General features: G+C 65.6%; 23 protein-coding genes. 14 read left to right on the top strand and 9 right to left on the bottom strand.

Annotation, left to right across the window (positions count from 1 at the left end; genetic code table 11):
- Positions 1–261: 261 nt before the first annotated feature.
- Positions 262–1,296 (bottom strand): glycosyltransferase family 61 protein, encoded by a 1,035-nt coding sequence (locus AB4Y91_RS05475; protein ID WP_441417481.1) that lies wholly within the window; start codon positions 1,294–1,296, stop codon positions 262–264.
- Positions 1,297–1,550: 254 nt separating this feature from the next.
- On the opposite strand from AB4Y91_RS05475, the gene AB4Y91_RS05480 reads away from it, so the two are divergent.
- Positions 1,551–2,897: a UDP-glucose dehydrogenase family protein gene (locus tag AB4Y91_RS05480; RefSeq protein WP_441417482.1), complete on the top strand. Its 1,347-nt coding sequence runs from the start codon at positions 1,551–1,553 to the stop codon at positions 2,895–2,897.
- Positions 2,898–3,005: 108 nt separating this feature from the next.
- Here AB4Y91_RS05480 and AB4Y91_RS05485 read toward each other — a convergent pair whose 3' ends face one another.
- Positions 3,006–3,881, bottom strand: coding sequence for a glycosyl hydrolase (locus tag AB4Y91_RS05485; RefSeq protein WP_441417863.1), 876 nt, complete (start codon positions 3,879–3,881; stop codon positions 3,006–3,008).
- Between the two features lie 184 nt (positions 3,882–4,065).
- On the opposite strand from AB4Y91_RS05485, the gene AB4Y91_RS05490 reads away from it, so the two are divergent.
- On the top strand, positions 4,066–5,211 hold the full coding sequence (locus tag AB4Y91_RS05490) for an ATP-grasp fold amidoligase family protein (RefSeq protein ID WP_441417483.1): 1,146 nt from the start codon (positions 4,066–4,068) through the stop codon (positions 5,209–5,211).
- On the opposite strand, the gene wecB is transcribed toward AB4Y91_RS05490, so the two are convergent.
- On the bottom strand, positions 5,204–6,343 hold the full coding sequence (wecB, locus tag AB4Y91_RS05495; RefSeq protein WP_441417484.1) for a non-hydrolyzing UDP-N-acetylglucosamine 2-epimerase: 1,140 nt from the start codon (positions 6,341–6,343) through the stop codon (positions 5,204–5,206). The two genes, AB4Y91_RS05490 and wecB, sit on opposite strands and share 8 nt — an antisense overlap.
- A gap of 521 nt (positions 6,344–6,864) precedes the next feature.
- A complete protein-coding gene (gene rfbA, locus AB4Y91_RS05500) occupies positions 6,865–7,752 on the bottom strand; it encodes a glucose-1-phosphate thymidylyltransferase RfbA (protein ID WP_441417485.1) in 888 nt (295 codons plus the stop codon).
- Between the two features lie 67 nt (positions 7,753–7,819).
- On the opposite strand from rfbA, the gene rfbB reads away from it, so the two are divergent.
- Positions 7,820–8,818, top strand: coding sequence for a dTDP-glucose 4,6-dehydratase (rfbB, locus tag AB4Y91_RS05505; protein ID WP_441417486.1), 999 nt, complete (start codon positions 7,820–7,822; stop codon positions 8,816–8,818).
- A 3-nt stretch (positions 8,819–8,821) separates the two neighbouring features.
- Positions 8,822–10,234: a sugar nucleotide-binding protein gene (locus AB4Y91_RS05510; RefSeq protein WP_441417487.1), complete on the top strand. Its 1,413-nt coding sequence runs from the start codon at positions 8,822–8,824 to the stop codon at positions 10,232–10,234.
- Between the two features lie 108 nt (positions 10,235–10,342).
- Here AB4Y91_RS05510 and AB4Y91_RS05515 read toward each other — a convergent pair whose 3' ends face one another.
- Positions 10,343–10,924, bottom strand: coding sequence for a YdcF family protein (locus AB4Y91_RS05515; RefSeq protein WP_441417488.1), 582 nt, complete (start codon positions 10,922–10,924; stop codon positions 10,343–10,345).
- 92 nt (positions 10,925–11,016) lie between these two features.
- Between AB4Y91_RS05515 and AB4Y91_RS05520 the strand changes: the two genes are divergently transcribed.
- Genes AB4Y91_RS05520 through rsmD form a run of 4 tightly spaced genes read left to right on the top strand, consistent with a single transcriptional unit; the run spans position 11,017 to position 16,013 of the window.
- On the top strand, positions 11,017–12,042 hold the full coding sequence (locus tag AB4Y91_RS05520; RefSeq protein WP_441417864.1) for a thiamine-phosphate kinase: 1,026 nt from the start codon (positions 11,017–11,019) through the stop codon (positions 12,040–12,042).
- Positions 12,043–12,064: 22 nt separating this feature from the next.
- Positions 12,065–13,144, top strand: coding sequence for a DAK2 domain-containing protein (locus tag AB4Y91_RS05525; protein ID WP_441417865.1), 1,080 nt, complete (start codon positions 12,065–12,067; stop codon positions 13,142–13,144).
- Complete coding sequence (locus tag AB4Y91_RS05530; RefSeq protein WP_441417489.1) at positions 13,134–15,368, top strand: ATP-dependent DNA helicase RecG; 2,235 nt, start codon at positions 13,134–13,136, stop codon at positions 15,366–15,368. The genes AB4Y91_RS05525 and AB4Y91_RS05530 overlap by 11 nt, the downstream gene beginning before the upstream one ends.
- Before the next feature lie 39 nt (positions 15,369–15,407).
- On the top strand, positions 15,408–16,013 hold the full coding sequence (gene rsmD, locus AB4Y91_RS05535) for a 16S rRNA (guanine(966)-N(2))-methyltransferase RsmD (protein WP_441417490.1): 606 nt from the start codon (positions 15,408–15,410) through the stop codon (positions 16,011–16,013).
- A gap of 69 nt (positions 16,014–16,082) precedes the next feature.
- Here rsmD and AB4Y91_RS05540 read toward each other — a convergent pair whose 3' ends face one another.
- Positions 16,083–17,060, bottom strand: a complete 978-nt coding sequence (locus AB4Y91_RS05540; RefSeq protein WP_441417491.1) for an ABC transporter substrate-binding protein — start codon at positions 17,058–17,060, stop codon at positions 16,083–16,085.
- A 214-nt stretch (positions 17,061–17,274) separates the two neighbouring features.
- Between AB4Y91_RS05540 and AB4Y91_RS05545 the strand changes: the two genes are divergently transcribed.
- On the top strand, positions 17,275–17,766 hold the full coding sequence (locus AB4Y91_RS05545; RefSeq protein WP_441417492.1) for a MarR family winged helix-turn-helix transcriptional regulator: 492 nt from the start codon (positions 17,275–17,277) through the stop codon (positions 17,764–17,766).
- Between the two features lie 28 nt (positions 17,767–17,794).
- On the opposite strand, the gene AB4Y91_RS05550 is transcribed toward AB4Y91_RS05545, so the two are convergent.
- Genes AB4Y91_RS05550 through AB4Y91_RS05560 form a run of 3 tightly spaced genes read right to left on the bottom strand, consistent with a single transcriptional unit; the run spans position 17,795 to position 20,711 of the window.
- A complete protein-coding gene (locus AB4Y91_RS05550; RefSeq protein WP_441417493.1) occupies positions 17,795–18,583 on the bottom strand; it encodes a spermidine synthase in 789 nt (262 codons plus the stop codon).
- Positions 18,580–19,788, bottom strand: coding sequence for an aminotransferase class I/II-fold pyridoxal phosphate-dependent enzyme (locus AB4Y91_RS05555; protein WP_441417494.1), 1,209 nt, complete (start codon positions 19,786–19,788; stop codon positions 18,580–18,582). The genes AB4Y91_RS05550 and AB4Y91_RS05555 overlap by 4 nt, the downstream gene beginning before the upstream one ends.
- Positions 19,785–20,711 carry an SDR family NAD(P)-dependent oxidoreductase gene (locus tag AB4Y91_RS05560; RefSeq protein ID WP_441417495.1) on the bottom strand — a complete coding sequence of 309 codons (927 nt, stop codon included), beginning with the start codon at positions 20,709–20,711 and terminating at the stop codon, positions 19,785–19,787. The genes AB4Y91_RS05555 and AB4Y91_RS05560 overlap by 4 nt, the downstream gene beginning before the upstream one ends.
- A gap of 48 nt (positions 20,712–20,759) precedes the next feature.
- Here AB4Y91_RS05560 and coaD point away from each other — a divergent pair, with 48 nt between their 5' ends.
- From coaD to mutM, 5 genes are all read left to right on the top strand, one after another.
- Positions 20,760–21,260: a pantetheine-phosphate adenylyltransferase gene (gene coaD / locus AB4Y91_RS05565; protein WP_441417496.1), complete on the top strand. Its 501-nt coding sequence runs from the start codon at positions 20,760–20,762 to the stop codon at positions 21,258–21,260.
- A gap of 175 nt (positions 21,261–21,435) precedes the next feature.
- Complete coding sequence (locus AB4Y91_RS05570) at positions 21,436–21,960, top strand: YceD family protein (protein ID WP_146337283.1); 525 nt, start codon at positions 21,436–21,438, stop codon at positions 21,958–21,960.
- 36 nt (positions 21,961–21,996) lie between these two features.
- The gene (gene rpmF / locus AB4Y91_RS05575) at positions 21,997–22,200 is read left to right on the top strand and encodes a 50S ribosomal protein L32 (protein ID WP_056738282.1); all 204 of its coding nucleotides are present in this window, start codon (positions 21,997–21,999) and stop codon (positions 22,198–22,200) included.
- A gap of 21 nt (positions 22,201–22,221) precedes the next feature.
- Positions 22,222–23,001, top strand: coding sequence for a ribonuclease III (rnc, locus tag AB4Y91_RS05580; RefSeq protein WP_441417497.1), 780 nt, complete (start codon positions 22,222–22,224; stop codon positions 22,999–23,001).
- A gap of 9 nt (positions 23,002–23,010) precedes the next feature.
- A complete protein-coding gene (gene mutM / locus AB4Y91_RS05585; protein WP_441417498.1) occupies positions 23,011–23,997 on the top strand; it encodes a bifunctional DNA-formamidopyrimidine glycosylase/DNA-(apurinic or apyrimidinic site) lyase in 987 nt (328 codons plus the stop codon).
- Positions 23,998–24,055 lie beyond the last annotated feature (58 nt).

Raw genomic sequence — 24,055 nt, forward strand, 5'->3', positions numbered from 1 at the left:
TGATTCCGGCGTCTCCTGCGAGCCACGGCTTCTTCTATGGCGGATTCGCCGGGCAGAAGTGGGTCTTCTTGCCTGAGTGGAATTGGAACAACTAGCGGGATCGGCGACCGGCAGCCCTCAGAATTGCCCGAGGTCGGAGCATACTTGCCCCGCGCGGACGACTGGATGGGGGTATCGGGACTCGGTTCGCGGCATGAAGTTCAATAGGATGTCAACGCCATCGGGGGACCGTTGGGTGGAAAGTGTAAGGCGCAAGTCCGCCTAAGAGATTAGGGGTGCTAGGGCGTTCCGCAGGTTGGGAAGATCCAAATTTCCAGCGTCATCAGCCTTGTACGGAATTTGCGCAACCTGCTGTTTCTTGATTGCGCAAATTGCCTGTTGTGTGGCGATCATCTTCCCTCTAGTTCGAGAGTCTCCCACTTCGAGAACCTTGCCGCCAGGCTGCTGAAAGACGCTCAGGTGCAAGGCAGAGCCTGATTGCCCGGCCAAAATTGGTGCAGAGCGCGCTGCTCGGATTTGATCCGTGACGGACATCGTCTCGGGGAAGAGAACGTCAAACCCGTATTCCCGGAAAACGTCATCGACCGACTCGGAGTTTGCGAATTCTCGTTCCGAGTGTGCGCCTTGTGCCTTGTGAAAAAGAGTGCGAGACAGGTACACGGGCGCAGCGATAGCCCCTCCTGCCGCCTCGGACACGGCCGTCCAAACTTTGTCAGCTACGGCCGATATGTGGCGTTGGTAGTGGTACGGGCGCGTAGCTATGGTGAGCTGACTGGCCACGGCTGGGGTGTCCAAGACGACGTGGACTTCGACGTCTGTTAAAAGCCGCAATATTTCGAACTGCCAGTCGTAGGTTCGAGGGGAGTTGAATCTGTGGGCCACGATCCCATCGAACTCCGCCCCTGACTCGAACAGAGGCCAAAGGGTGGGAAGTGTCTCAACCAAGAAGTGGCCGAATCCGTGCATCCAAGACCCTGCGTAGAGCCACTGACCGACCAATCGAGTGTCCTCAGCGTCAAGCCGCTCACGCTGGGCAAGGATCGGTGGGTTGACGGATATTACCAAGTCGGCGTTGACGCCCCCCATCCGCTGAGAGTCGGCACACAACTTCCCTGCGCTGTCGTAGACGGCGCCCCGGACGAAACTGCGGGGTGCAGGTTTGTCCCAAAAGATGGAGCCGCTCTCCGCTCTAGACAGCACCGCGCCGGCGACCACCCGCTGGGTCACGCTTTCATCTAACATGACCGGGAAATTACAGGTGGCCCAGGCAGGCTTAGCCTCAATCGCTGTCGTCACGCAGGTTCTCTCACTTCGTCATGGGGGTATTGCGCTCCAGCCTACTATCCGGACTCAGGCGCTTCCCATGGAAACAGACACCTGCCCGGCAAATCAGCTGTATCAAGAGGAAGCGGTTCAGGTGGATGTCGACCCTGTCGGTCGCTTGTGGGCATCGGAGAGCCGGATAATCGAACAGCAGGCTATATAGTGGACCCGTTTGGTTGCGTGATCTTCGCCCAGACAACGAACTTACTGCAGCTACTGGGGGACTAGTGTCACTTCGTCTAACCGTAATCGGCACGGGCTACCTCGGCGCAACCCATGCGGCATGCATGGCTGAACTGGGCTTCGAAGTCCTAGGCGTCGACGTAGATAAGGAAAAGATCGACAGCCTCAGCAGGGGAGAGTTGCCCATCCACGAGCCGGGCCTGCCCGAACTGCTGCGCAAGCACACCGAATCGGGCCGCCTGCGCTTCACTACCTCGTTCGAAGAGGCCGGCGCATTCGGTGACGTTCACTTCATCGCCGTCGGTACCCCGCAGCGGGCCGGCGAGCACGCTGCGGACATGACTTACGTGGACGCATCGGTGGCAGCGATTGCCCGGGCCGCCACCAAGGATTCCCTGATCGTCGGAAAGTCCACCGTTCCGGTGGGCTCTGCACGTCGACTTAAGGGCCTCGTGGCCGAGGAGTCGCGCGACGGCGTGACGGTCAACTTCGCCTGGAACCCGGAGTTTTTGCGCGAGGGTTTTGCGGTGGAAGACACTCTGCGCCCCGACCGCCTGGTCATCGGCGTAGACTCCGATGCCGCCGAGGGCACTTTGCGAGAGGTATACGCTGACGCCATCAGCCGTGATACCCCGTTTATCACCACGGACTTCGAGACCGCTGAACTGGTCAAAGTTGCGGCCAACGCGTTCCTCGCCACCAAGATCTCCTTCATTAATGCCTTCTCCGAGGTCACCGAGACTGTCGGCGGCAACATCCGCACTCTGGCTGACGCAATCGGCCTCGACGACCGGATCGGGCGGCGTTTCCTCAACGCCGGCATCGGTTTTGGTGGTGGCTGCTTGCCCAAGGACATCCGGGCTCTCCAAGCCCGGGTTTCCGAACTCGGCCTGGACAGCACCATGCGCTTCCTCAATGAGGTTGACGAAGTGAACCTCCGTCGCCGCGACCGAGCGGTCCACGTTGCCGAGACGTTGCTGGGCGCAGTAGAGGGCAAGCGCGTCGCCGTTCTTGGCGTCGCTTTCAAGCCCAACAGCGATGATGTCCGTGATTCGCCGGCACTGGACGTGGCTGCGAGGCTGTACAACAGCGGTGCGGACGTGAACGTCTATGACCCGGCTGCCAACGCGAATGCCGCCAAGCGGTATCCTCGGCTGAACTACGTGGACTCCATGGACGTAGCCGTTGCGGATGCAGATCTGGTCATGTTGCTGACCGAGTGGCCGGAATTCGTCCTCACGGACCCTAGCGAACTGGGGACAGCCGTTGCACACAAGCGCATGTTTGACGGACGTAATGTCCTGGATCACGAGAAGTGGGGGGCGGCAGGCTGGGACATTGTTTCGCTTGGCCGCAAGAGCGAACTGCTCGACCTCGCAGCCGCAATCTAGAGGTTCGCAGCACTGGGAGTGACATAAGCCCGGCCGAGTCGTTGATTCGGCCGGGCTTATGTGGTGCGTCGTGTGAGTTCCGTAGCTGAAGCCAATGGTGTTGGGTGCTTAAAGGGACCGGTACAGCTGGCCCACGCGCGTCAGGGACCCGTCCGTGTGGAAAAGCGCAGACTTCCCCATGACGGGATCCCCCTCGGCCCGGGTTTTCCACGCGAAACGCTCGACAAACGGCATCCGGCGGAGTCCGGCCACCGTCTCGCGCATGAAGGTCATGACCTGTTGTTCCGAGTAGCGGCTGGGCGAGCTGGGCGTGGCATCCCAATCCGCCACCGCAAACTCCGTGATCCAAATGGGCTTGCGGTAGCGGTTGTGAAGGTTCTGCACGGAATTCAGGAAGGCCCTGGAGTTCGGGGACGGGTAGGAGTGCATCGTGATGAAATCCACCCTAAGTTTTTTCTTCGCAACCTGGTCCATGAATTGCTTGAGCCAGATACCCGTCACCTTTGCTGGCGAGGGGGACCCCAGCCGTAATCCCGACGCCATCAGTTCCGGCCAGTAACTGATCGCAGACGCCACACTCATAGCAGACTGCTCGGGGTGGTCCGGCTCATTAAATCCCAGAAGTTCCCGCGCGTGGGTGGTACCCAGCTCAGACACGACGTCGTCGACAGCGCCCCGTTCGACTGCCCCTCCGCCCCAGATCATCGGGACGAAGCCGGGCGTCAGGCGCACGTCGGGGTAGTTTGCGCCCCACGTGTAGAACCAATTCACATTCAGGGAGTCGAGCTGCTTGATCCCTTGCTGGTCACCCAGGGCAAGACCTATACCTTTAAGCGCTCCACGGGGAACGGCGTGCACGTTCGCCGCAACCCGGCGCTGGTCGATAGGTCCGGGTTTGGCCACTGCAAGTCCCGACGTGCTGGCGGTTAGGGCTAAGCCGGTTGACGCTCCCAACGACAATCTCAAAAAGTCCCTGCGGTCCATCTTCACTTCCGCTCCCACTTCGCTCCGTTGAGGCCAAGTTTGAGCGCTCCCGCCCCCGGACAATTTCAATTTTCCCACGATTTGGACGGCTTGGCAGCAGTCAATAAGCTAGTGCGTACTGTCGCGATCTGAGAGTCAACTTTCCCTTCGATCAAGGCTATCAGTTGCTATTGGGGGCAAAAACTTGAACAAGACTTATCCGGCAGGATTCGACCGCGTAGATGAAGAATCACCATTCCTCGCCTTTGTAGCAAAGGAATTCAAGCTTCGCGGGACGGAACGCCGTAAGGAATTGGCGCAGAAGATAATTTCGCATCCTTTCGTCGAGCAATTGGGGATGCGGGTCCCCGAACGTCTCGCCGTGCTGGACAGCCTGGAGGACCTCAGCCAGATGGGCCTTCCGGACTTATTTGTGCTGAAACTGGCCAACGGCTGGTCCTCCCGTGGAGTCATGATCCTTGAGCGCACCGGACCCGGCGCTTATTTTGACCACATGAATCTCCAAGTCCTGGATGTTGAATCAATCGTCCGCGTCCAGGACGCGGCGGCTGCATCGTTCGGGCACCAGCAAGGCTGCTGGATTGTGGAAGAACTTGTGGTTCACACGCTGGGCGTAGGGGCCATACCCTTCGACTACAAGTTCTACTGCTTCGACGGCGACGTGGGGCTTGTGGTGCAGATCGACCGTAACTCCGGCCCGGTGCGAATTGTGCTTTTCGATGGGTCGTTCCGGCCGCTCCGGCTTGGGCGGGACTATCTCCTGAATGGCACTACGAAGCCCGGTACACCGGTAGTGCCACTTCACGCCCCGGAGATGCTGTGGTGGGCGCAGCGGCTTTCACGCGAAGTCGATTCGCCGTTTGTGAGCATCGACATGTTTGACAGCCCGACCGGGCCCGTTTTTGGGGAATTCACATATTCGCCCGGAGGAACGCATCGGAGGATGTTCGTGTTCTCCCACAACATGCTCGACCGGTTCGACGCCCTCATCACCAAGACCGGTCCCGCCGTCGATCCGCTGGCGCAAACATCATTGGAACTGCGGAAGTCGCTAGTTCACCCCGGCCCGCTGGCTTACAGGGCCTGGGCTGGGTATGCCTATGGAGGCGGGCCCAAGGGCGCCGAGCGACTGCACGGGCATTACCGGCAACTGGCCGCGGAGTGCGAGCCCAGCGACCCGCTGCTTGGCTGGTACCGTCTGTTGAGTGGAATCTGGGCCGCCATCCGGGACCGCGCGTGGATCCTGAACCGTAGGTTACTCACCCAGTCGCCGGCAGCCGCTCCTGCGGGGCCTGCGAGCCAACCTAGCGTTGAGGCTGCCTCTAGCTAAATTCGGCGATCCGGTAGCCGACGCCCAGCAGTTCTTCAATGGCGGCGACGGTCCGGGCGGCGGCTTTGCCGTCGCCGTAGGGGTTTACCGCGTTCGCCATCGCCGCGAAGTGGCCAGCGTCGTGCAGCAGCCGGGTCACCTCAATGACGATCTGCTCCTCGTCCGTGCCGATCAGCTTGACCGTGCCTGCCTCGAGAGCCTCGGGCCGCTCGGTGTTGTCCCGCATCACCAAGACCGGTTTGCCCAGACTGGGCGCTTCTTCCTGCACGCCGCCAGAGTCGGTCAGGACAACGTGGGCCAGCGAGAGCATCCGGGTGAACTCGCCATAGGGGAGCGGCTCTGTCACCACTACATTGGACTTGCCCTCCACCGCCGGCAGGACGGCCTCCCTGACCGCCGGGTTCTTGTGCACCGGCAGGACGATTACCAGTTCCGGTTCGGAATCTGCGAGCCGGGCGAGGGCCCGGCCGACCCCGCGCATGGCGTCGCCCTGATTCTCCCGCCGGTGGGTGGTGACTAGCAGGATGCGCCGGCCGGAGGCTGCGAGTTCTTCGAGCTGCGGGTCGGTGAAGGGGATCTCCTTGCCTACAGTGGCTAATAAGGCATCGATTACGGAATTCCCGGTGACCACCACGTCGTCCGCGCTGATGCCCTCGGCCAGCAGGTTCGCCTTACTTACCGGCGTGGGGGCGAGGTGCAGGCTGGCGATCTGGCTGGTGATCTTCCGGTTGGCCTCCTCGGGGAACGGAGAGAAGAGATCGCCGCTGCGAAGCCCTGCCTCGACGTGGACGACGGGGATGCCGTGGTAGAAAGCCGCGATCGCGCCGGCCGTCGACGTCGTGGTGTCGCCCTGAACGATCACGGCGTCCGGTTTGTCACCCGTGAAGAGCCGGTCCAGGCCGTCGATGGTGCGCGTCATGATGGCGGAGAGAGACTGGCGCTGCTGCAGGATATCGAGGTCATGGTCCGGCACGATGCCGAAAAGCTCGTTGACCTGGTCCAGCATCTCGCGGTGCTGGCCTGTGACGGTGACAACGCAGTCAAAGTGGGGGGATTCCTGCAACTCAGCTACGATGGGGGCCATTTTGATGGCTTCGGGCCTGGTTCCGAAGATCGGCATGATCTTGAGCATGAAAAATTCCCCCAAAGTTTTGTGTTGACGTCGGCAACGATGCTACGGGAATGCGTGCGATTCGAGGAATCGATGGCACCGAGCAGCCGTGCTTGATCGCATCGCTGACGGCCCGATGGTTCCTAGCTGGCAAGCAGCAGGGTAGCAACGAGGGCGGGCACAGCCAGACAGACAGCGATGACAGCGACAAGGGCGACGAGCCGCTTACGCTGGTAGTTGGTCTTGCGCGCGGCACCCGGGGGAGTGCGGGGCTTGTCGCTTGCGGCTGGCCGGGGGCCCCACGGGAATGGCTCGGCGTCCGGGACCAGCAGCGGATCGGGGATGTCGGCACGAAATCGCTTCCGGCGGAGGTGCCTGGGCGCCGCAACGAGCGGCGGAGTTTGTTCGGCGTCATGCTCCAACGTCGGTCCTCCTCGCTCGTTTCGTTCTCGCCTTGGTCGACGACGTCTACCGGGCCATCCTCAATTCTTACATCACCAGCGGTTGGATCTGCATTCGAACCGAATTCCGGATCCTGCGGCCTACCTCGCCGCTGCGACGCCAGCAGGCTCTTCGAGCAGGCCCAGAAGGTAGGCGCCATAGCCGCTCTTCACCAGCGGCGCAGCGCGCTCGTAGAGTTCGCCGTCGCTGAGGAATCCCAAGCGCCAGGCAATTTCTTCCGGAGCACCGATCTTGAGGCCTTGGCGGTGCTCCACCGTCCGGATGAAGTTCGAAGCGTCGTTAAGGGAATCGAACGTCCCGGTATCAAGCCAGGCAGTGCCGCGAGGCAAGATCTCCACGTGGAGTTCGCCCCGGTCCAGGTAGACGCGGTTGACGTCTGTGATCTCGAGCTCGCCGCGGGGCGAGGGCTTGAGGTTCTTGGCGATCTCTATGACGTTGTTGTCGTAAAAGTACAGGCCGGGAACTGCGTAGTTGCTGCGGGGTTGGAGCGGCTTTTCCTCAAGCGAGATGGCCTTGCCGTTCTCATCGAACTCGACAACGCCGTATGCTCCCGGGTCTGAGACCCAATAGCCGAACACCGCGCCGCCCTTGATGTTTTCGAAGCGGCGGAGCTGGGTCCCCATGCCCTGGCCGTAAAAAATGTTGTCGCCCAGGACCAGCGCTACCGGCTCGTTGCCGATGTGCTCCTCGCCAAGGATGAAGGCCTGCGCCAGCCCGTCGGGACTGGGCTGCTGCTTGTAGGTGATGTTCACCCCGAATTTGCTGCCGTCGCCAAGCAGCCGCTGGAACTGGTCGGCGTCGTGCGGGGTGGTGATGATGAGAATGTCGCGGATGCCGGCGAGGATCAGCGTGGAGAGCGGGTAATAAATCATCGGCTTGTCATAGACCGGCACCAGCTGCTTGCTTGAGCCAAGAGTGATCGGGTGCAGTCGGGAGCCGGTACCGCCGGCCAGGATTATTCCACGCATGGCACTTATCATTGCCTGCAATTTGTCCACCAGCAAACCGGCCCTTCGCGCGCGTTAGGCTGTACGGATGCAGAAACTCCTTGTCACCGGCGGCGCCGGCTTTATCGGCTCGAACTTTGTCCATTACGTCATGGAAAACACCGACGGCCATGTCACCGTGCTGGACAAGCTCAGCTACGCCGGCAACCTGGAATCCCTCAAAGGCCTGCCGGAGGAGCGCTTCCGGTTTGTGCAGGGAGACATCTGCGACGCCGCAGTGGTGGACAGCCTGGTGGCCAACGCCGACGTCGTGGTTCATTACGCGGCCGAATCGCACAATGACAACTCGCTGCACGACCCCCGCCCGTTCCTGGACACGAACATCATCGGGACGTACACCCTGATCGAAGCGGCACGCAAGCACAACAAGCGCTTCCACCACATCTCCACCGACGAGGTCTACGGCGACCTGGAACTCGACGACCCCGAGCGGTTTACCGAAGATACCCCGTATAACCCCTCCAGCCCGTATTCCTCCACCAAGGCCGGGTCGGACTTGCTGGTCCGGGCCTGGGTGCGGTCCTTCGGCCTGCAGGCGACCATCAGCAACTGCTCCAACAACTACGGCCCGTACCAGCACGTGGAGAAGTTCATCCCGCGCCAGATCACCAACGTGATCGACGGCATCCGCCCCAAGCTGTACGGCAAGGGTGAGAACGTCCGCGACTGGATCCACGCCAATGACCACTCGTCCGCCGTCCTGGCGATCATTGCCAAGGGCCGGGTTGGCGAGACCTACCTGATCGGCGCCGACGGCGAGAAGAACAACAAGGACGTCGTCGAGCTGATCCTCAAGCACATGGGGGAGACGCCCGACGCCTACGACCACGTGGTGGACCGGCCCGGCCACGATCTGCGGTACGCGATCGACTCCGCCAAGCTGCGCGACGAACTCGGCTGGGAGCCGCAGTTCTCCAACTTCGAGGCGGGAATCGAAGACACCATCGCCTGGTACCGGAACAACGAGGACTGGTGGCGTCCGCAGAAGGCCGCCACCGAAGCCAAATACAAGGAACAGGGCCAGTAGGACATGTCGATCGAGTTCTCGAAAAAGCTCACCGCCCACGAAACGCCGATTCCCGGCGTCGTCCTCTACGACCTTCCCGTCCACGGTGACAACCGGGGCTGGTTTAAAGAGAACTGGCAGAGGGAAAAGATGGTGGCGCTGGGCCTGCCGGACTTCCGTCCCGTGCAGAACAACATCTCGTTCAACGAGTCGGCCGGAACCACCCGCGGCATCCACGCCGAACCATGGGACAAGTTCGTTTCCGTGGCCACCGGGCGGATTTTCGGCGCATGGGTGGATCTGCGCGAAGGCCCTACCTTTGGGGCCGTCTTCACCGCCGAGCTGGATCCCAGCCAGGCCATTTTCATTCCCCGGGGAGTGGGAAACGCCTTCCAGACACTGGAAGACAATACCGCCTACGCCTATCTGGTCAACGACCACTGGTCCGCCGACGCGCAGGGCCAATACACGTTCCTGAACCTTGCCGATGAGACCGCGGCCATCAGCTGGCCGGTCCCGCTGGAAGAGGCCGAGCTCTCGGACAAGGACAAGGCACACCCGCGGCTGGCCGACGTCACGCCGATGCCGCCAAAGAAGGTCCTGATCCTCGGCGCCGACGGACAGCTTGGAAAAGCGCTGCGGAGCGAGTACTACCGCGACGCGTCCGTGGAATTCGTCGGCCGCAGCGAATTCGACCTCGGCAGCGAGGACTCGTTCAGCGGGCGGAACTGGAGGAATTACTCCGCCATCATCAACGCCGCCGCCTACACCGCGGTCGACGCTGCCGAGTCGGCCGAGGGCCGCGCCGCTGCGTGGGCGGTCAACGTCACCGCCATCGCCCGGCTCGCCCGGGTCGCCGTCGAACACGACCTGACCCTGGTCCATGTGTCTTCCGACTACGTCTTCGACGGCAGCCGTAGCACGCACGACGAATCCGAACCGGTGTCTCCCCTGGGAGTCTACGGGCAGTCGAAGGCCGCCGGCGACGCCGTCGTCAGCGTCGTTCCGCGGCACTACATCGTGCGCACCAGTTGGGTGGTGGGCGACGGCAACAACTTCGTCCGGACCATGGCGTCGCTGGCGGACCGCGGCATCGAACCGTCGGTGGTCAACGACCAAATCGGACGCCTCAGCTTCACGGAAGATATCGCGGCGGGGATCCGGCACCTGCTGGAGAGCCGCGCGGCCTACGGCACCTACAACCTCACAAACACCGGTGAGCCCCAGTCCTGGGCGGACATCGCTGCCGAGGTCTACGAGCTGCGAGGCAAATCCCGGGACGCCATCACCGGGGTAAGTACCGAGGAGTACTTCCGCGGGAAATCTGTCTCACCGCGGCCGGAGAACAGCGTGCTGGACCTATCCCGGATCACGGCCGCGGGCTTCAACCCCGCACCGGCACGGCAACGCCTCAAGGAATACACCGCCGAGCTGTAGCGGGAGTGGCCTGCCCGAGCGAGTCCGGTCAGGCTGCCCGCGACGCGCCGCGACGCGACGCGCCGGGCCCCGGGTCCGTGCATTCGGGTGTCACCGGGCCTCCAGGGCTCACCGGGCGTCCGGCGGGCACTCCGGCCGCAGTGACACATCCAGCAGGCCGCCCGTCTCGATGACAAAGCGCCGCAACCACTGTCTCGGCGACAAGTCAGGGTGCGAGGGCACCATCTGGACGTCCGCCGTCGTGCACTGCTCCATCAGGCGGCCGGCGCGGGCGACGTGGTAGCTGGAGGTCACCACCGTGATGGACTTCCAGCCGTTGGCCCGGACGAGCTTGCCGATCGCTTCCGCCTCGCCCCGGGTGTCGTATTCACCGGGCCGGAAACAGACGAGGTTCGAGCCGGGGACCTGCTCCGTATTGCACAAATCGTCCGCCGTCTTGTTCCCAGGCGTGTCCGTATGGGAGAGCGCCAGGATCGGCGCACCGATTTCCTGCTGGACCTGCTGGGCCACCGGCAACCGTTCGGAACTGGCCCCGCCCAGCATGATGACGGCGTCCGTGCGGTGCACGCTCAGCGGGTCGACATTGACGAAGAGTTGGACCGCGATGATGAGCCACAGTATGACTGCCCCAAGAGTGAAGCCAAGGGCCTGCACTAGGGCGGGCGGCACACGGGGCATCGGTCGAGGCATGCCTATGAGTCTGGCATGTGGCTTTCCAACCATGAAATGCCGTTGTCACCCCTGCGCGGTAGCGTAGGGCTGTGCCTGAAACGCTGCAGCCCGTGCCCCAAAATCCGGAGTCCCTGACCGTGGGTGAACTCTCCGAGTCCGAACTCCTTGCCCGGATCTTTCCGCGGCTCCACGGCGGGGACAGCAGTGCCCTCCTGCTGGGGCCGGGCGACGACGCCGCGATCGTGGCGGCGCCGGACGGCCGCACGGTGGTGAGCATCGACACGCAGGTGGTGGACCAGGATTTTCGGTTGGAATGGAACAACGGCTACCGGACCACCGGCTATGACGTCGGCTGGAAGGCCGCGGCCCAGAACCTCAGTGACATCAACGCCATGGGCGCCCGGGCCACCTCGATGGTGGTCAGCCTGACCATGCCCCCGGACACCCTTGTGTCCTGGGTGGAGGACTTCGCGGACGGGATGAGCTCCGGGATTCGCGAGCTGGGCGCCCCGGACTGCGCCGTGGCCGGCGGGGACCTCGGCCGCGGACGCGAACTCGCCGTCAGCGTAGCCATCCTCGGCACGCTGGACGGCCAGGCCCCGGTACTGCGCTCCGGCGCCCGTCCAGGGGACACCCTGGCGCTCGCAGGCACCGCCGGATACGCTGCGGCCGGCCTGGCGTTGCTGGAATCCGGTACCCCCGTGGACGGCCTGAACTCGGAACAGCGCACCCTGATGGACACCCAGTGCCGCCCCCGCCCGCCGCTCGCGGCAGGGCCGCTGGCCCGGGAGGCCGGCGCCACCGCCCTGATGGATATTTCCGACGGCCTGGTCCGGGACGGCGCGCGGATGGCCGCGGCCAGCCACACCGTGCTGGACCTGGACCCAGTGGCCCTCAAGGAGCTCGGCGTGCCGCTGCAGCCGGCCGCCTCCCTGCTGGGCGCGGAGCCGATGGACTGGGTCCTTGCCGGCGGCGAGGACCACGGCCTGCTCGCAGCCTTCCCGGCCGGCGTTCAGCTGCCTCACGGTTTCACTGCGATAGGCTCGGTAGAGGCCTCTGCACCAACGGACAGCACAGGCGTCACCATAGCGGGCAGGCCCGCTGACACTGTGGGATGGGATCACTTTGCAGACTAAGATTGCCGCCAACGCGCAAGCGATGAAGCGGTGGTTGGGCAAGGCGGAAACAACGCTTGGAAACCACAGCGACCGCCTGAACGCCATCAACATCTTTCCGGTAGCCGACGGCGACACCGGCACCAACCTCTACCTCACGGTCCGCGCCGCCGCCCGGGCGCTACAGGATGTCGCCACCGACACCGCCGCCCTGCCGCAGCTGGACGCCGACGCGGCGCTGCACGTGGTGGGCCCGCCCAACCCGGCCCAGAACGACGTCGGGGCCGTCCTGGCCAAAGCCGGCCAGGCCGCCATGGAGCAGGCGCGCGGCAACTCCGGCACGCTCTTCGCCGTCTTCCTGTGCGCCGCCGCGGAACCGCTGGCCGGGCACCCCCGGCTCAGTTCACCCCTGCTCGCCACCGCCCTGAACCGGGCCCAGATCCGGGCCTGGTCCGCGCTGAGCGACCCGGTGCCCGGCACCATGCTCTCCGTCATGGAAGCGGCAGCCCGCGCTGCTGCCGCCGTCGACGCCGAGCACGACGGAGACGACAGCAACCACACCCTGGGCCTGGCGCTCGACGCCGCCGTCGAGGCCGCCCTGGCCGCCGTGGTGCACACGGAGGACCAGCTCGAGGCCCTGCATACCGCCCACGTGGTGGACGCCGGCGGTGTCGGGATGCTCCTGATCCTGGACTGCCTTCGCTCCGCCGTGCTCGGCGAGGAGCTGCAGGACCAGCTGCTCGACGGGCTGCACGGCTATGACGTCCAGGCCCCGCACATCCACGTGGACATGCCGCGGGACGACGGCGTGGAAGTTATGTGCACCATCACGCTCTCGCCGCTTGACGCGGCCACCATGCGGCAGCGGCTCGACGAGATGGGCGAGTCCGTGATCATGAGCCAGGTGGGCGGCGAAGCCAACGAAGAAGGCGCCTACCGGTGGCGGGTCCACGTCCACGTGCCCGACCCCGCGCCCGCCGTCGCCCTGATCCGCTCGCTCGGCGAACCCTCGGACATCAACGTCAGTGAGCTGGCCCTGCCGCGTAACCCGGATGACCTTCCCTTGGAAGCAGTTCCCGACGCCGGCCCCCGCACCACGGACCTCGACGGACATGAACGCTGAACTTGAACTGGGCCTGGAACGCCGGATCGGTAAACGGTCCGCGGCCGTCATCGAAAAACACCTCGGCATCACCACCGTCGGCGGCCTGCTGAACTACTTCCCGCGCCGCTACCTGAGCCGCGGCGAGCTGACCCCGATCAGCGAGGTCCCGCTGGACGAGGAGGTGACCCTGATTGCGCGGGTCATCTCCAACAGCACCCGGCCCATGCGCGCCCGCCGGGGTTCGCTGACCGACGTCGTGATTACCGACGACGCCGGTTCCCCGGCTACCGGCCTTCCCGGCACCCTCAAGGTGAGCTTCTTCAACGGCTTCCGGGCCAAGGCCGAGCTCCAGCCGGGCCGGCGCGCCATGTTCTCCGGCAAGGTCACCCGCTACGGCGGATCGCTCGGCCTCACCAACCCCGACTTCCTGCTCCTCGACGAGGATCCGGACACGCCCGGGATGGACCCGGAAAAGCTCGCCGCGATGCCCATCCCCGTGTACCCGGCCACCGCCAAGCTGACCAGCTGGTCCATCCAGAAGGTCATCTCCACACTGCTGGACACGCTCGAGCTGGACAGCCTCGAGGACCCGCTTCCCGACGAGATCGCGTCCCGGGAGAAGTTCCTGCCCGTCGCGGACGCCTACCGGCTGATCCATGCCCCGCAGACCCCCGCGGACTGGCAGCGTGCCCGGGACCGTTTCCGCTACCAGGAAGCCTTGGTGCTGCAGTCCGCCCTGGCCCGGCGCCGCGCCCAGCTCGCAGCGGAGGAGGCAACGGCGCGCCGTCCCGCCGCCGACGGCCTGCTGGCGGCGTTCGACCGGCAACTGCCCTTCACCCTGACCGCTGGCCAGGCCGCCGTCGGCAAGACCCTCTCCGAGGAACTGGCACTGGACTCGCCGATGAACCGACTGCTGCAGGGCGAGGTGGGCTCGGGCAAGACGATCGTGGCCCTGCGCGCCATGCTGCAGGTGGTCGACGCCGGGGGGCAGGCCGCGCTGCTGGCCCCCACCGAGGTGCTCGCGGCGCAGCACTTCGACTCCATCCGGCGCACCCTCGGACCGCTCTCCCGGGACGGGCTGCTGGGCGGCCTGGGTCCGGATTCCGTCCAGGTCACCCTGCTGACCGGCTCCATGCCCACCGCAGCACGGAAACAGGCCATGCTGGACGCCGCCTCCGGGACCGCCGGGATCGTGATCGGCACCCACGCCCTGCTCAGTGAAAACGTCTCCTTCTACGACCTCGGACTGATCGTGGTGGACGAACAGCACCGCTTCGGCGTCGAACAGCGCGACGCGCTCCGGTCCAAGGCCAGCAAGCCGCCCCACCTGCTGGTCATGACCGCCACCCCCATTCCGCGCACCGTGGCGATGACGGTGTTCGGCGACCTGGAGACCTCGGTGCTGGACGAACTGCCGGCAGGCCGCGCCCCGATCTCCACCCACGTGGTGGGCCTTGCCGAGCACCCGGCCTGGGCCACCCGGATCTGGTCCCGCGCGCGCGAAGAGATCGACGCCGGCCACCAGGTCTACGTCGTCTGCCCCAAGATCGGCACCGACGACGACGGCGACTTCACCCCGGGCGAGGCCGAACCCACCGACGCCGACCTGGCGGAGACCGGCGCCCGGGAGCTCGCCTCGGTGACCGGCGTCATCGAACAGCTGCGGGACGAACAGTCACTGGCCGGCGTGCCCGTGGCGCCCCTGCACGGCCGGCAGGACCCCGTGCTGAAGTCGGAGACCATGGCCTCGTTCACGGCCAACCAGACCAAGCTGCTAGTCTCCACCACGGTGATCGAAGTCGGCGTGGACGTGCACAACGCCACGCTCATGGTGATCCTGGATGCCGACCGGTTCGGCATTTCGCAGCTGCACCAACTGCGCGGCCGGGTGGGCCGCGGCGGGCTGCCGGGCACTTGCCTGCTGGTCACCACCCTGGAACCGGGACATCCCAGCCGGCGCCGGCTGGATGCCGTGGCGGCGACCACCGACGGCTTTGAACTCTCGCAGGAGGACCTGAAGCTCCGCCGCGAAGGCGACATCCTCGGCGCCTCCCAGTCCGGCGGCCGCTCGACGTTGAAGCTGCTGCGGGTGCTGGAACACGAGGACGTGATCGCCCGGGCCCGGCAGGACGCCCAGGCGATCGTGGGCGCTGACCCGGACCTGGCCCGCCACGCCGGCCTCGCCGCGGCCATCGACGACTACCTCAACCCTGAAAAGGAGGCGTTCCTTGAACGCGGCTAGAACACCAGGCACGGCTAAACCAGCGGGCACGGCTAAACCATGAGCCGGATCATCGCCGGAGCCGCCGGCGGCACGCCGCTGGTGAGCGTCCCCGGATCCCTGACCCGCCCCACCACGGACCGGGTGAAGGAGGCCCTCTTCTCCCGGCTGGACGCCTTCGAGGTCATCGCGGACGCGCGGGTGCTGGACCTCTACGCGGGTTCCGGTTCACTCGGCGTGGAAAGCGCCAGCCGCGGCGCCCTGACCGTGGACCTGGTGGAATTCGACGGCAAGGCCAGCGAGGTCTGCCAGCGCAACGCGGACCTGGTCAACACCGTGGCGCGGCGCAAGGTCGTTGCCGTGCACCGCTCCAAAGTGGAATCGTTCCTGGACCGGGCCGCCGAGGGGACCCGCTGGGACCTGGTGTTCCTGGACCCGCCCTACCCGCTGGACGAGGTCGCACTGGCCGCCGTCCTGGCCAAGCTGCTGCCGCACCTGGCCGAGGGCGCCGTCGTCGTGGTGGAACGCTCCGCCCGCACCCCGGAACCGACTTGGCCGGACGGCCTGGAGCGGTTCGCGGAGAAGAAGTACGGCGAAACCCGGCTCTGGTTCGCCGAGCCCGGCGTGGAGCCCGCGGAGGCGGGGGCAGCGGAAGTGGCGGAGTAGTCCCGCAGACTGTCTGAGGACGACGGCGGAACCTACCGCCGTCGTCCTCGTCCGGTGTGGCGAGAGCCGTTATTTCAGGATCGTGCCCGAGACGTCCGGCGTCGAGGGCACAATTCCGTACTTGGCCATCAGCTCGCCCAGTTTGCCCAGGGTGGGTTCATCGAGCTTGCCGTTGAATTCCTCCAGCCGCAGCTTCTTGGCCACGGCCTCCGGCATCTTCATGAACGCAGGCAGCAGTGCCCGGACCTTGTCCGGGTTGCTCTGCGCCAGGGCCAGGGTCTCTGTCATGGCCGCCTTGAAGTCGGCAACCACCTGCGGATTCTGCTGGGCATAGCCGCCGCTGGTGAAGGTGACCATGGTGGGAAGACCCGGCAGCGCCGCCTGGTTGTTGTACGTCACCAGCTTGTTGCCTTCCGCCAGCAGCTTGGAGAGGAACGGTTCGGGAACCCAGACGGCGTCGGCGTTCCCCTTGGCGAGCTGGGCACCCATGTCCTGGAAGGGCAGTTCGAGGAACTGGACCGCGTTCGGGTCGCCGCCCTGCTTGGACACGACCTCCTTGATGGTCAGGTCTCCCTGCGCATTGAGGGTGTTGACTGCGACCTTCTTGCCGACCAGGTCCTTGGCCGAGGTGATGCCCGAGCCCGCCTTGGCGACGACGCCGTTGATGTCATCCCCGGTGGGGAGCGAGTTTGAGTACCCGGAGACGATCTTCATGTCCAGGCCCTTGTTCTTGGCCAGGAGCACGGACAGCGGGTTTCCCACGGAGAAGTTCATGGTTCCGGTGGAGACGGCGGGGAGCATTGCCGCCCCGCCCTGCCCGCTCTGCAACTCGACCTTGAGCTTGTGCTTGGCAAAGATCCCCTCGTCGATGCCCAGCTGCACAGCGGCAGACGGCGCAATCGAGATCACACCCACACTGATGTTGCGGACACCATCGCCACCGGCGGCCGAGGAGTTGGAGGCCGACCCGGACGGCGACCCGGCGCCGCAACCGGTGAGCAGCAACGCCGCGGCAACTCCGACGGCGGCAAATGTGAGTCTCTTCATAACAGTCCACTTCCTTGGGGTGAGTTATTAGGCGGTCGGGACACTTGCCGGGCAGACCACCCGGCGGCCGGCCCCGAAGCTACATAAATGACAACCCATATAATTGACAAAGTCAATGATAATTTTCTCAACTATTTTCCAGGGTGCGGGCCAGCGGCGGTATCGTTGACGCTGTCAAGCGTTCCGAGGCGCCAACCAGAAGCTGCGAGGATCTGTGGCCGAATCAACCCAGCACGGCGAGGATTTGTTTGAAGGCGCCGCGATTCCGGCCGTCCCCGACCGCTTTCTCACCAGCGATCTGGTGGACGAAATTGAATTCCTGGCAGCGCGGGCGCGAGCCCTGGGCAGCGCGCACGCAAATGCCATGCTCGCCTCGCTGGATCTGAAGGTGCGGTCCTACTCGGTCCTGGCGATGGCCTGCAGCGACACCGAGCCGTCGCAGCGCGAGCTCGCCGATTTCCTGCGCTTGGACCCGAGCCAGATTGTCTCCCTGGTTGACGCCCTGGAACAGCGCGGGCTCGTCTTCCGCGCGCCCGATCCGCGCGACCGGCGGTCCAAGGTCATCCGCGCGACGACAGCCGGCGCGGAGCTGCATCAACGTGCGGCGGCGGCCGTCCGGGTGGCTGAAGATGCGTCCCTGGCATCGCTCGACGGTGGGGAACGGGACCAGCTTCGGGTCCTGCTGCGGAAGATCGCGTTCAGCTGAGTTCCGTACCGCTGCCCCGGGCCGTGGACTAGTCCGAGAGGACGTCCAGCTCGACGCCGGAGAGCACCTTGGCCGGGTGCGGGCCGCGGGCCGTCAGCGCCGCGGTCCAGACCTCGGGCCACGGTCCCTGGGTGCCGGTCAGGATGATATTCCCAGGGTGCCGGCCAGCGAACATGCCGGTCTCTGCGAACGCGGACACATCGGCCATCGCCCGGCGCAGCGCCGCGACCTGGCTGCGGACCAGTGTCAGGCCCGGCTCGTCGCCGACATTGACGATCAGTACGCCCCGCGGGGTCAGCCTGGCGGCCGCTTCCCGGTAGAACCCGGTGCAGGCGATGTGTTCGGGTGCCTCCGGGCCGGAGAAGATGTCCAGGATCACGACGTCGAAGCGCAGTTCCGCGGGCAGCGTCGCCAGGGATTCGCGGGCGTCGCCGATGACGGTGTGCAGTTCGGTCCCGTCGGGCATCGGCAGCTGCCGCAGCACGAAGTCCAGCAATTCCCGCTCCAGCTCCACGGCGTACTGCACGGAACCCGGACGGGTCGCCTGGATATAGCGCGCCAGCGTCAGCGCCCCGGCGCCCAGATGGAGGGCGGTGATGGGTTCGCCCCACGGCGCCGCGAGGTCCACTACGTGGCCGATCCGGCGCAGGTACTCGTAGAAAATGTCGCCGGGGTCGGCCAGGTTGACGTGGGACTGTTCGGCCCCGCCGATGCTCAGCACGAACCCGCCCTCGGTGAATTCGTCGGCCTCGATCACAGCGTGCTGGCTGGTGGTCCGCAGGAACCGCGTGGCCGCAGGGCTGCCCTCTGTGCTCACAGCCTGTCCCGGAGCGTGGAGAGCCGCTCGGCCGCTTCCTCCAGCACATAGGTCTTCTTGCAGAACGCGAAGCGGAGCAGGCTCCGGGTCCGCTCGGCTCCCTCGGCGTGGCAGAAGACCGGGACCGGGATGGCGGCAACGCCCACCAGTTCCGGCAGCCGGCGGGCGAGGTCCACCGAATCGGAAATCCCCAGCGGGGCGGTGTCCACGTTCACGAAATAGGTGCCCTGCGGGGTGAAGACCTCCAGCCCCGCCGCACGCAGGCCTTCGCTGAGGATGTCCCGCTTGAGCCGCAGGGTGTCGGCGATGCCGGCGTAGAACTCATCCGGCAGGCCCAGGCCGACCGCAATGGCGCTCTGGAACGGGGTGCCGGAACTGTAGCTCAGGAACTGCTTGACCGTCCGGGCCGCGGCAACAAGGTGTTCCGGGCCGCTGAGCCAGCCGATCTTCCAGCCGGTGAAGGAGAACGTCTTTCCGGCGGACGAAATGGTCAGGGTGCGGTCGGCCGCGCCGGGCAGCGTGGCGATCGGCAGGTGCGCGACGTCGAAGGTGAGGTGCTCGTAGACCTCGTCGGTGATGATGACGGCGTCGTGCTTGATGGCGAGCTCGACGGCCCGTTCCAGCACTTCGCGCGGGAAGACCGCGCCGGTGGGGTTGTGCGGGTTGTTGACCAGCACCACCTTGGTGCGGTCGCTGAAGGCCGCGGCCAGGGCGTCGAGGTCAGGCATGAAATCGGGAGCCAGCAGCGGGGCGGTGACGTGGGTGGCGCCGGAGAGCCCGATGATGGCGCCGTAGGAGTCATAGAACGGTTCAAAGGTGATGACCTCGTCGCCGGGCCCGACCAGGGCAAGGAGGGCTGCGGCGATGGCTTCCGTGGCGCCGGTGGTGACGATGATTTCCGTCTGCGGATCCGGGGTGAGCCCGTAGAACCGTTCCTGGTGCAGGGAGATGGCCTCGCGCAGCTCAAGGATGCCCTTGCCGGGGGCGTACTGGTTGGCCCCCGCGGCGATCGCGGCCTGGGCCGCGTCCTTGATCTCCGCCGGGCCGTCCTCATCCGGGAAACCCTGGCCGAGGTTGATGGCACCGGTCCTGAGCGCCAGCGTGGTCATTTCCTCGAAGATGGTGACGCCCAGGTCCCCGCCGGGGGAGAGCAGGTTGGCGCCGGTCGCCGCACGCTGCCAGGGGGCCAGCGGCTGCCCGCTCACCGGGTTCCCGCCTGGCTGGGGTTTTCACCGGCACCGTCGCCGGCGCCGTTGGAGGCACTGGCCGTGCGGCCGGTGAACTTGTCCATGGTGGTGTAAATGCCGAAGACCTTGCCGCCGACGAAGTCCCAGGCCCGGACCGGCAGCACCCCGCGCAGCACCTTGCCGAGCTGCGCCGTCGCCGGGGCGATCAGCTGTGGCTGGCCGGCCACGGTGGCGCGCCAGGCGCGGTTGACGGCGTCGTCCGGGGTCATCAGCGGGGTGAAGAGCGGGCCGCGGGCGCCGGCGAACATGCCGGTGGAGATGTAGCTGGGGCAGAACGTGGTCACCTTGAGGTGGCCGTAGCCCTGCTGTTCGAGCTCCAGCCGCAGCGAGTCGCTCCAGCCGATGACCGCCCACTTGGAGGCGGCATAGACGCTCATCCGCGGGTTGGACACGGTGCCCGCGGCGGAGGCGATGTTCAGGATCCGGCGCGGCCGGCCGGCGTCGGCCATCATGGCCGGGAGGAAGGCGTGGGTGACATACATCGGGGCGAGGGCATTGATGTCCATGGTCAGGGCGATGTCGCGGGCCGGTTCGTGGTCCCAGAACAGGGCGCCTCGCACGATCCCGGCGTTGTTGACCAACAGCGTCAGCGGGCCTTCGGACTGCGTCTCCGCGGCGGCCTCCGCGATCGCCTCCCGGCTGGCCAGGTCAACCCGGCGGACGACGGCGCGCGCGCCAAGCGCCGTGACCTCGGCGGCGGTGCTGGCCAGTCCGTCGGCGTCGACGTCCCAGAGAATGACGACGCCGGCCCCCTCCCGGGCGGCGCGAAGGGCGTAGAGCCGCCCCATGCCCATGGCGGCTCCGGTCACGAGGACGACCCCGCCGGCAACGGTGAACGGTTCAGGCGTGGGCTCGGCGGGGGAACTCTTAGATGCTGACATTCCGCCATGCTATCCCGGCCCGCAAGGCCCATGCGGTAGGTTCGGAGCATGAGACGCGCCGTATGCCCTGGCTCCTTTGACCCTATTCACAACGGCCACCTGGAAGTCATAGCCCGGGCGGCCAGCCTCTTCGACGAGGTCATCGTCGCCGTATCCACCAACTACGCCAAGAAATACCGTTTCGGGCTCGAGGAGCGGCTCGACATGGCCCGGGAAACCCTGGCCTCGCTGCGCGGGATCGTGGTGGAACCCGTGGGGGAGGGGCTGCTCGCCGAGTACTGCCGGCAGCGCGGAGCCAATGCGATCGTGAAGGGCCTGCGCTCCTCCTCGGACTTCGACTACGAGCTGCCGATGGCGACCATGAACCGGCAGCTGACCGGCGTGGAGACCGTGTTCATTCCGGCCGAGGGTCACTACCTGCACCTGTCCTCCACGCTGATCAAGGAAGTCTTCACCCTCGGCGGCGACGTCGCGGACTTCGTGCCGAAGTCCGTGCTGAAACGGCTGAGGTCCGGCGAGCCGGTCCAGGATCCGCCCCGCAGAGGGTAAGCTTGATCGGTACTCGGCGGCCTGCTGCCGGTTGCGCGGCCCTGACCGGGCCTCGTGTGCGGAGCTGTTCCGCGCGCTGCCGCCCGGTTTGAGTCCGTCCGGAAGATCAGGCTAAGATGGTACGTCGGTCATATGTTCAACAGGAGTTCTCATTAAGCGAGATGCTAGTTCGCCCCTGGCGTTCGACGTCAAGGACCTCGGACGCAGTCCGGGAAGCATGCGGACACTGACGGAACATGTACCCGCACCAAGTGACCTTGGTGTGGCGCTCATTGGTGTGCAGGAAGGCTCGGACGTCGAGTTGGATCTGCGCTTGGAGGCCGTACACGAAGGAATTCTGGTATCGGGCACCGCAAACGTCGAAGTAACCGGCGAATGCGGTCGATGCCTGGATCCCCTTGCGTATGACCTTGAGGTCAATGTGCAAGAACTTTTCTTCTACGGGGATGCTGAATTCCCGGACGAAGAAGACGAACAAGAGCAACGTCGAGTCGAGCACGATCTGATCGATCTTGAGCCGGTGTTGCGGGACGCAGTTGTCACTATGCTGCCGTTCCAGCCGGTGTGCCGGGAAGACTGCCAGGGCCTTTGCTCCGAATGCGGAGTTCGCCTGGAAGACGAGCCGGGGCACCACCACGAGGTCGTAGATCCTCGCTGGGCTGCCCTAGCTGATCTGGCTAAGCCTGACCGGCAAAACTGATTTGTAAGTGTTGGACTAGAGAGAAATGAGTTAGCCGTGGCTGTCCCGAAGCGGAAAATGTCTCGCTCGAATACCCGCGCCCGCCGCTCCCAGTGGAAGGCAACTGCCCCCCACCTGGTGAAGACCGTGGAAAACGGACAGGTTGTTTACAGCCTGCCGCACCAGGCAAAGGTCGTTACCGACTCGGCTGGCACCGCGCTGTTCCTTGAGTACAAGGGCCGCAAGGTCGCAGACGTCTAATCCGCCAACAGGCTGACTAAGATGTCTTCAACTGAAGAGCTTCTGAAGCGTCTCGGTGTCTCTATTGACGCCGGGACGCTTCGTCTTGCTCTGACACACCGTTCCTACGCCTACGAAAACGGCGGGATCCCCACCAACGAACGGCTCGAGTTCCTCGGCGACTCCATCCTGGGCTTCTCCGTCACAGATGCGCTGTACCGCGACAACCCCGAGCTGCCCGAAGGTGACCTGGCCAAGCGCCGTTCCGCCGTCGTCAGCACCCGGGCGCTGGCCGGCATCGGCCGCAGCATCGGGCTGGGGGAGTACATCTACCTGGGCCAGGGCGAGAAGCTCACCGAGGGCAAGAACAAGGCCTCCATCCTGGCGGACACCATGGAGGCGCTGATCGGCGCCACCTACCTGTCCAACGACCTGGAGACCGCGCGCCAGCTCGTCATGCGGCTGGTCGGCCCGCTGCTCCAGGACGCTGCCGCGCTGGGCGCCGGCACGGACTGGAAGACCAGCATCCAGGAGCTCGCGGCCAGCCGGCAGCTAGGCACGATCAACTATGCCGTGGAGGGCTCCGGCCCGGACCATGCGCGGTCCTTCGAGGCCGTGCTGCGGATCGGTGGCAACGACTACGGCACCGGCTCGGGAAATTCCAAGAAGGAAGCCGAACAGGAAGCAGCCGCTGACGCCTGGCGCCGGCTCTCCGCCCCCGCTCCCGCCCGGACCGCGGACGCCGCTCAGGCCGAGGCCTCGGACGCGCCGGCCGAGGCACCGGCCGACGCCGCGCCGTTCAAGACCCAGACCGGCAGCTAGGCGCCACCCTTGCCTGAACTGCCCGAGGTCGAGGTGGTCCGGCGCGGCCTGGTGAACTGGGTGCGCGGCCGGACCATCATTTCCGTGGAGGTGCTGGATCCGCGCTCCATCCGCCGGCACGCGCTTGGCGTCGAGGACTTTGCCGGAAACCTTGAAGGTGCCCGGGTACTCGACGTCGTCCGTCGCGGAAAGTTCCTGTGGCTGCCGCTGGCGGACACCCCCGCGGGAGCCGGCAGTGCGGCCCCGGGCGGCGACGGCGCGGCTGCAGGGCCTGCCCCCGCCGTCGCGCTGATGGCCCACCTGGGCATGTCCGGGCAGCTCCTGATGCAGGACGCCGCCGTCGCGGACGAGAAGCACCTGAAGATCCGGCTGAGGCTCAGTCCCGCAGCAGGCATGCCCGAACAGCTGCGCTTCGTGGACCAGCGCATCTTCGGCGGGCTGTTCCTCACCGCCCTGATCCCCACGCCCGACGGCGGTCCCGGCGGCCTCGCGGAGATGCCGTTGCCGCTGATCGCCGAGGAAGCCTCGCACATTGCCCGGGACCCGCTGGACCCGCACTTTTCCTTCGACGTCTTCTACCGGCGGATCCGGGCACGCAAGACCGGCCTCAAGCGGGCGCTCCTGGACCAGGCGCTGGTTTCCGGGATCGGCAACATCTACGCGGACGAGGCGCTCTGGCTGGCCAAACTGCACTACGCCCGGCCCACGGATACCCTCCGCCGGTCCGAGGCGCTGCGGGTGCTCGACGCGGCCCGGCAGGTCATGACGGACGCCCTCGCCGCCGGCGGAACCAGCTTCGATTCGCTCTACGTCAACGTCAACGGCGCCTCCGGCTACTTCGAGCGGTCCCTGAACGCCTACGGCCGCGAGGGCCAGGAATGCCGGCGCTGCGCGGAGGCGGGCATCGTGAGCCTGATGAAGCGCGAACAGTTCATGAACCGCTCCTCCTACACCTGCCCGGTCTGCCAGCCGCGGCCGCGGAACGGACGCTGGTAACCCTGAAGGCAGCGTAAATCCGCTGAATTCGTTGTGGTGCCAGTAGATTTAGGGCAGG

The organism is Arthrobacter sp. YAF16, assembly GCF_052113385.1.
Taxonomy (GTDB): domain Bacteria; phylum Actinomycetota; class Actinomycetes; order Actinomycetales; family Micrococcaceae; genus Arthrobacter.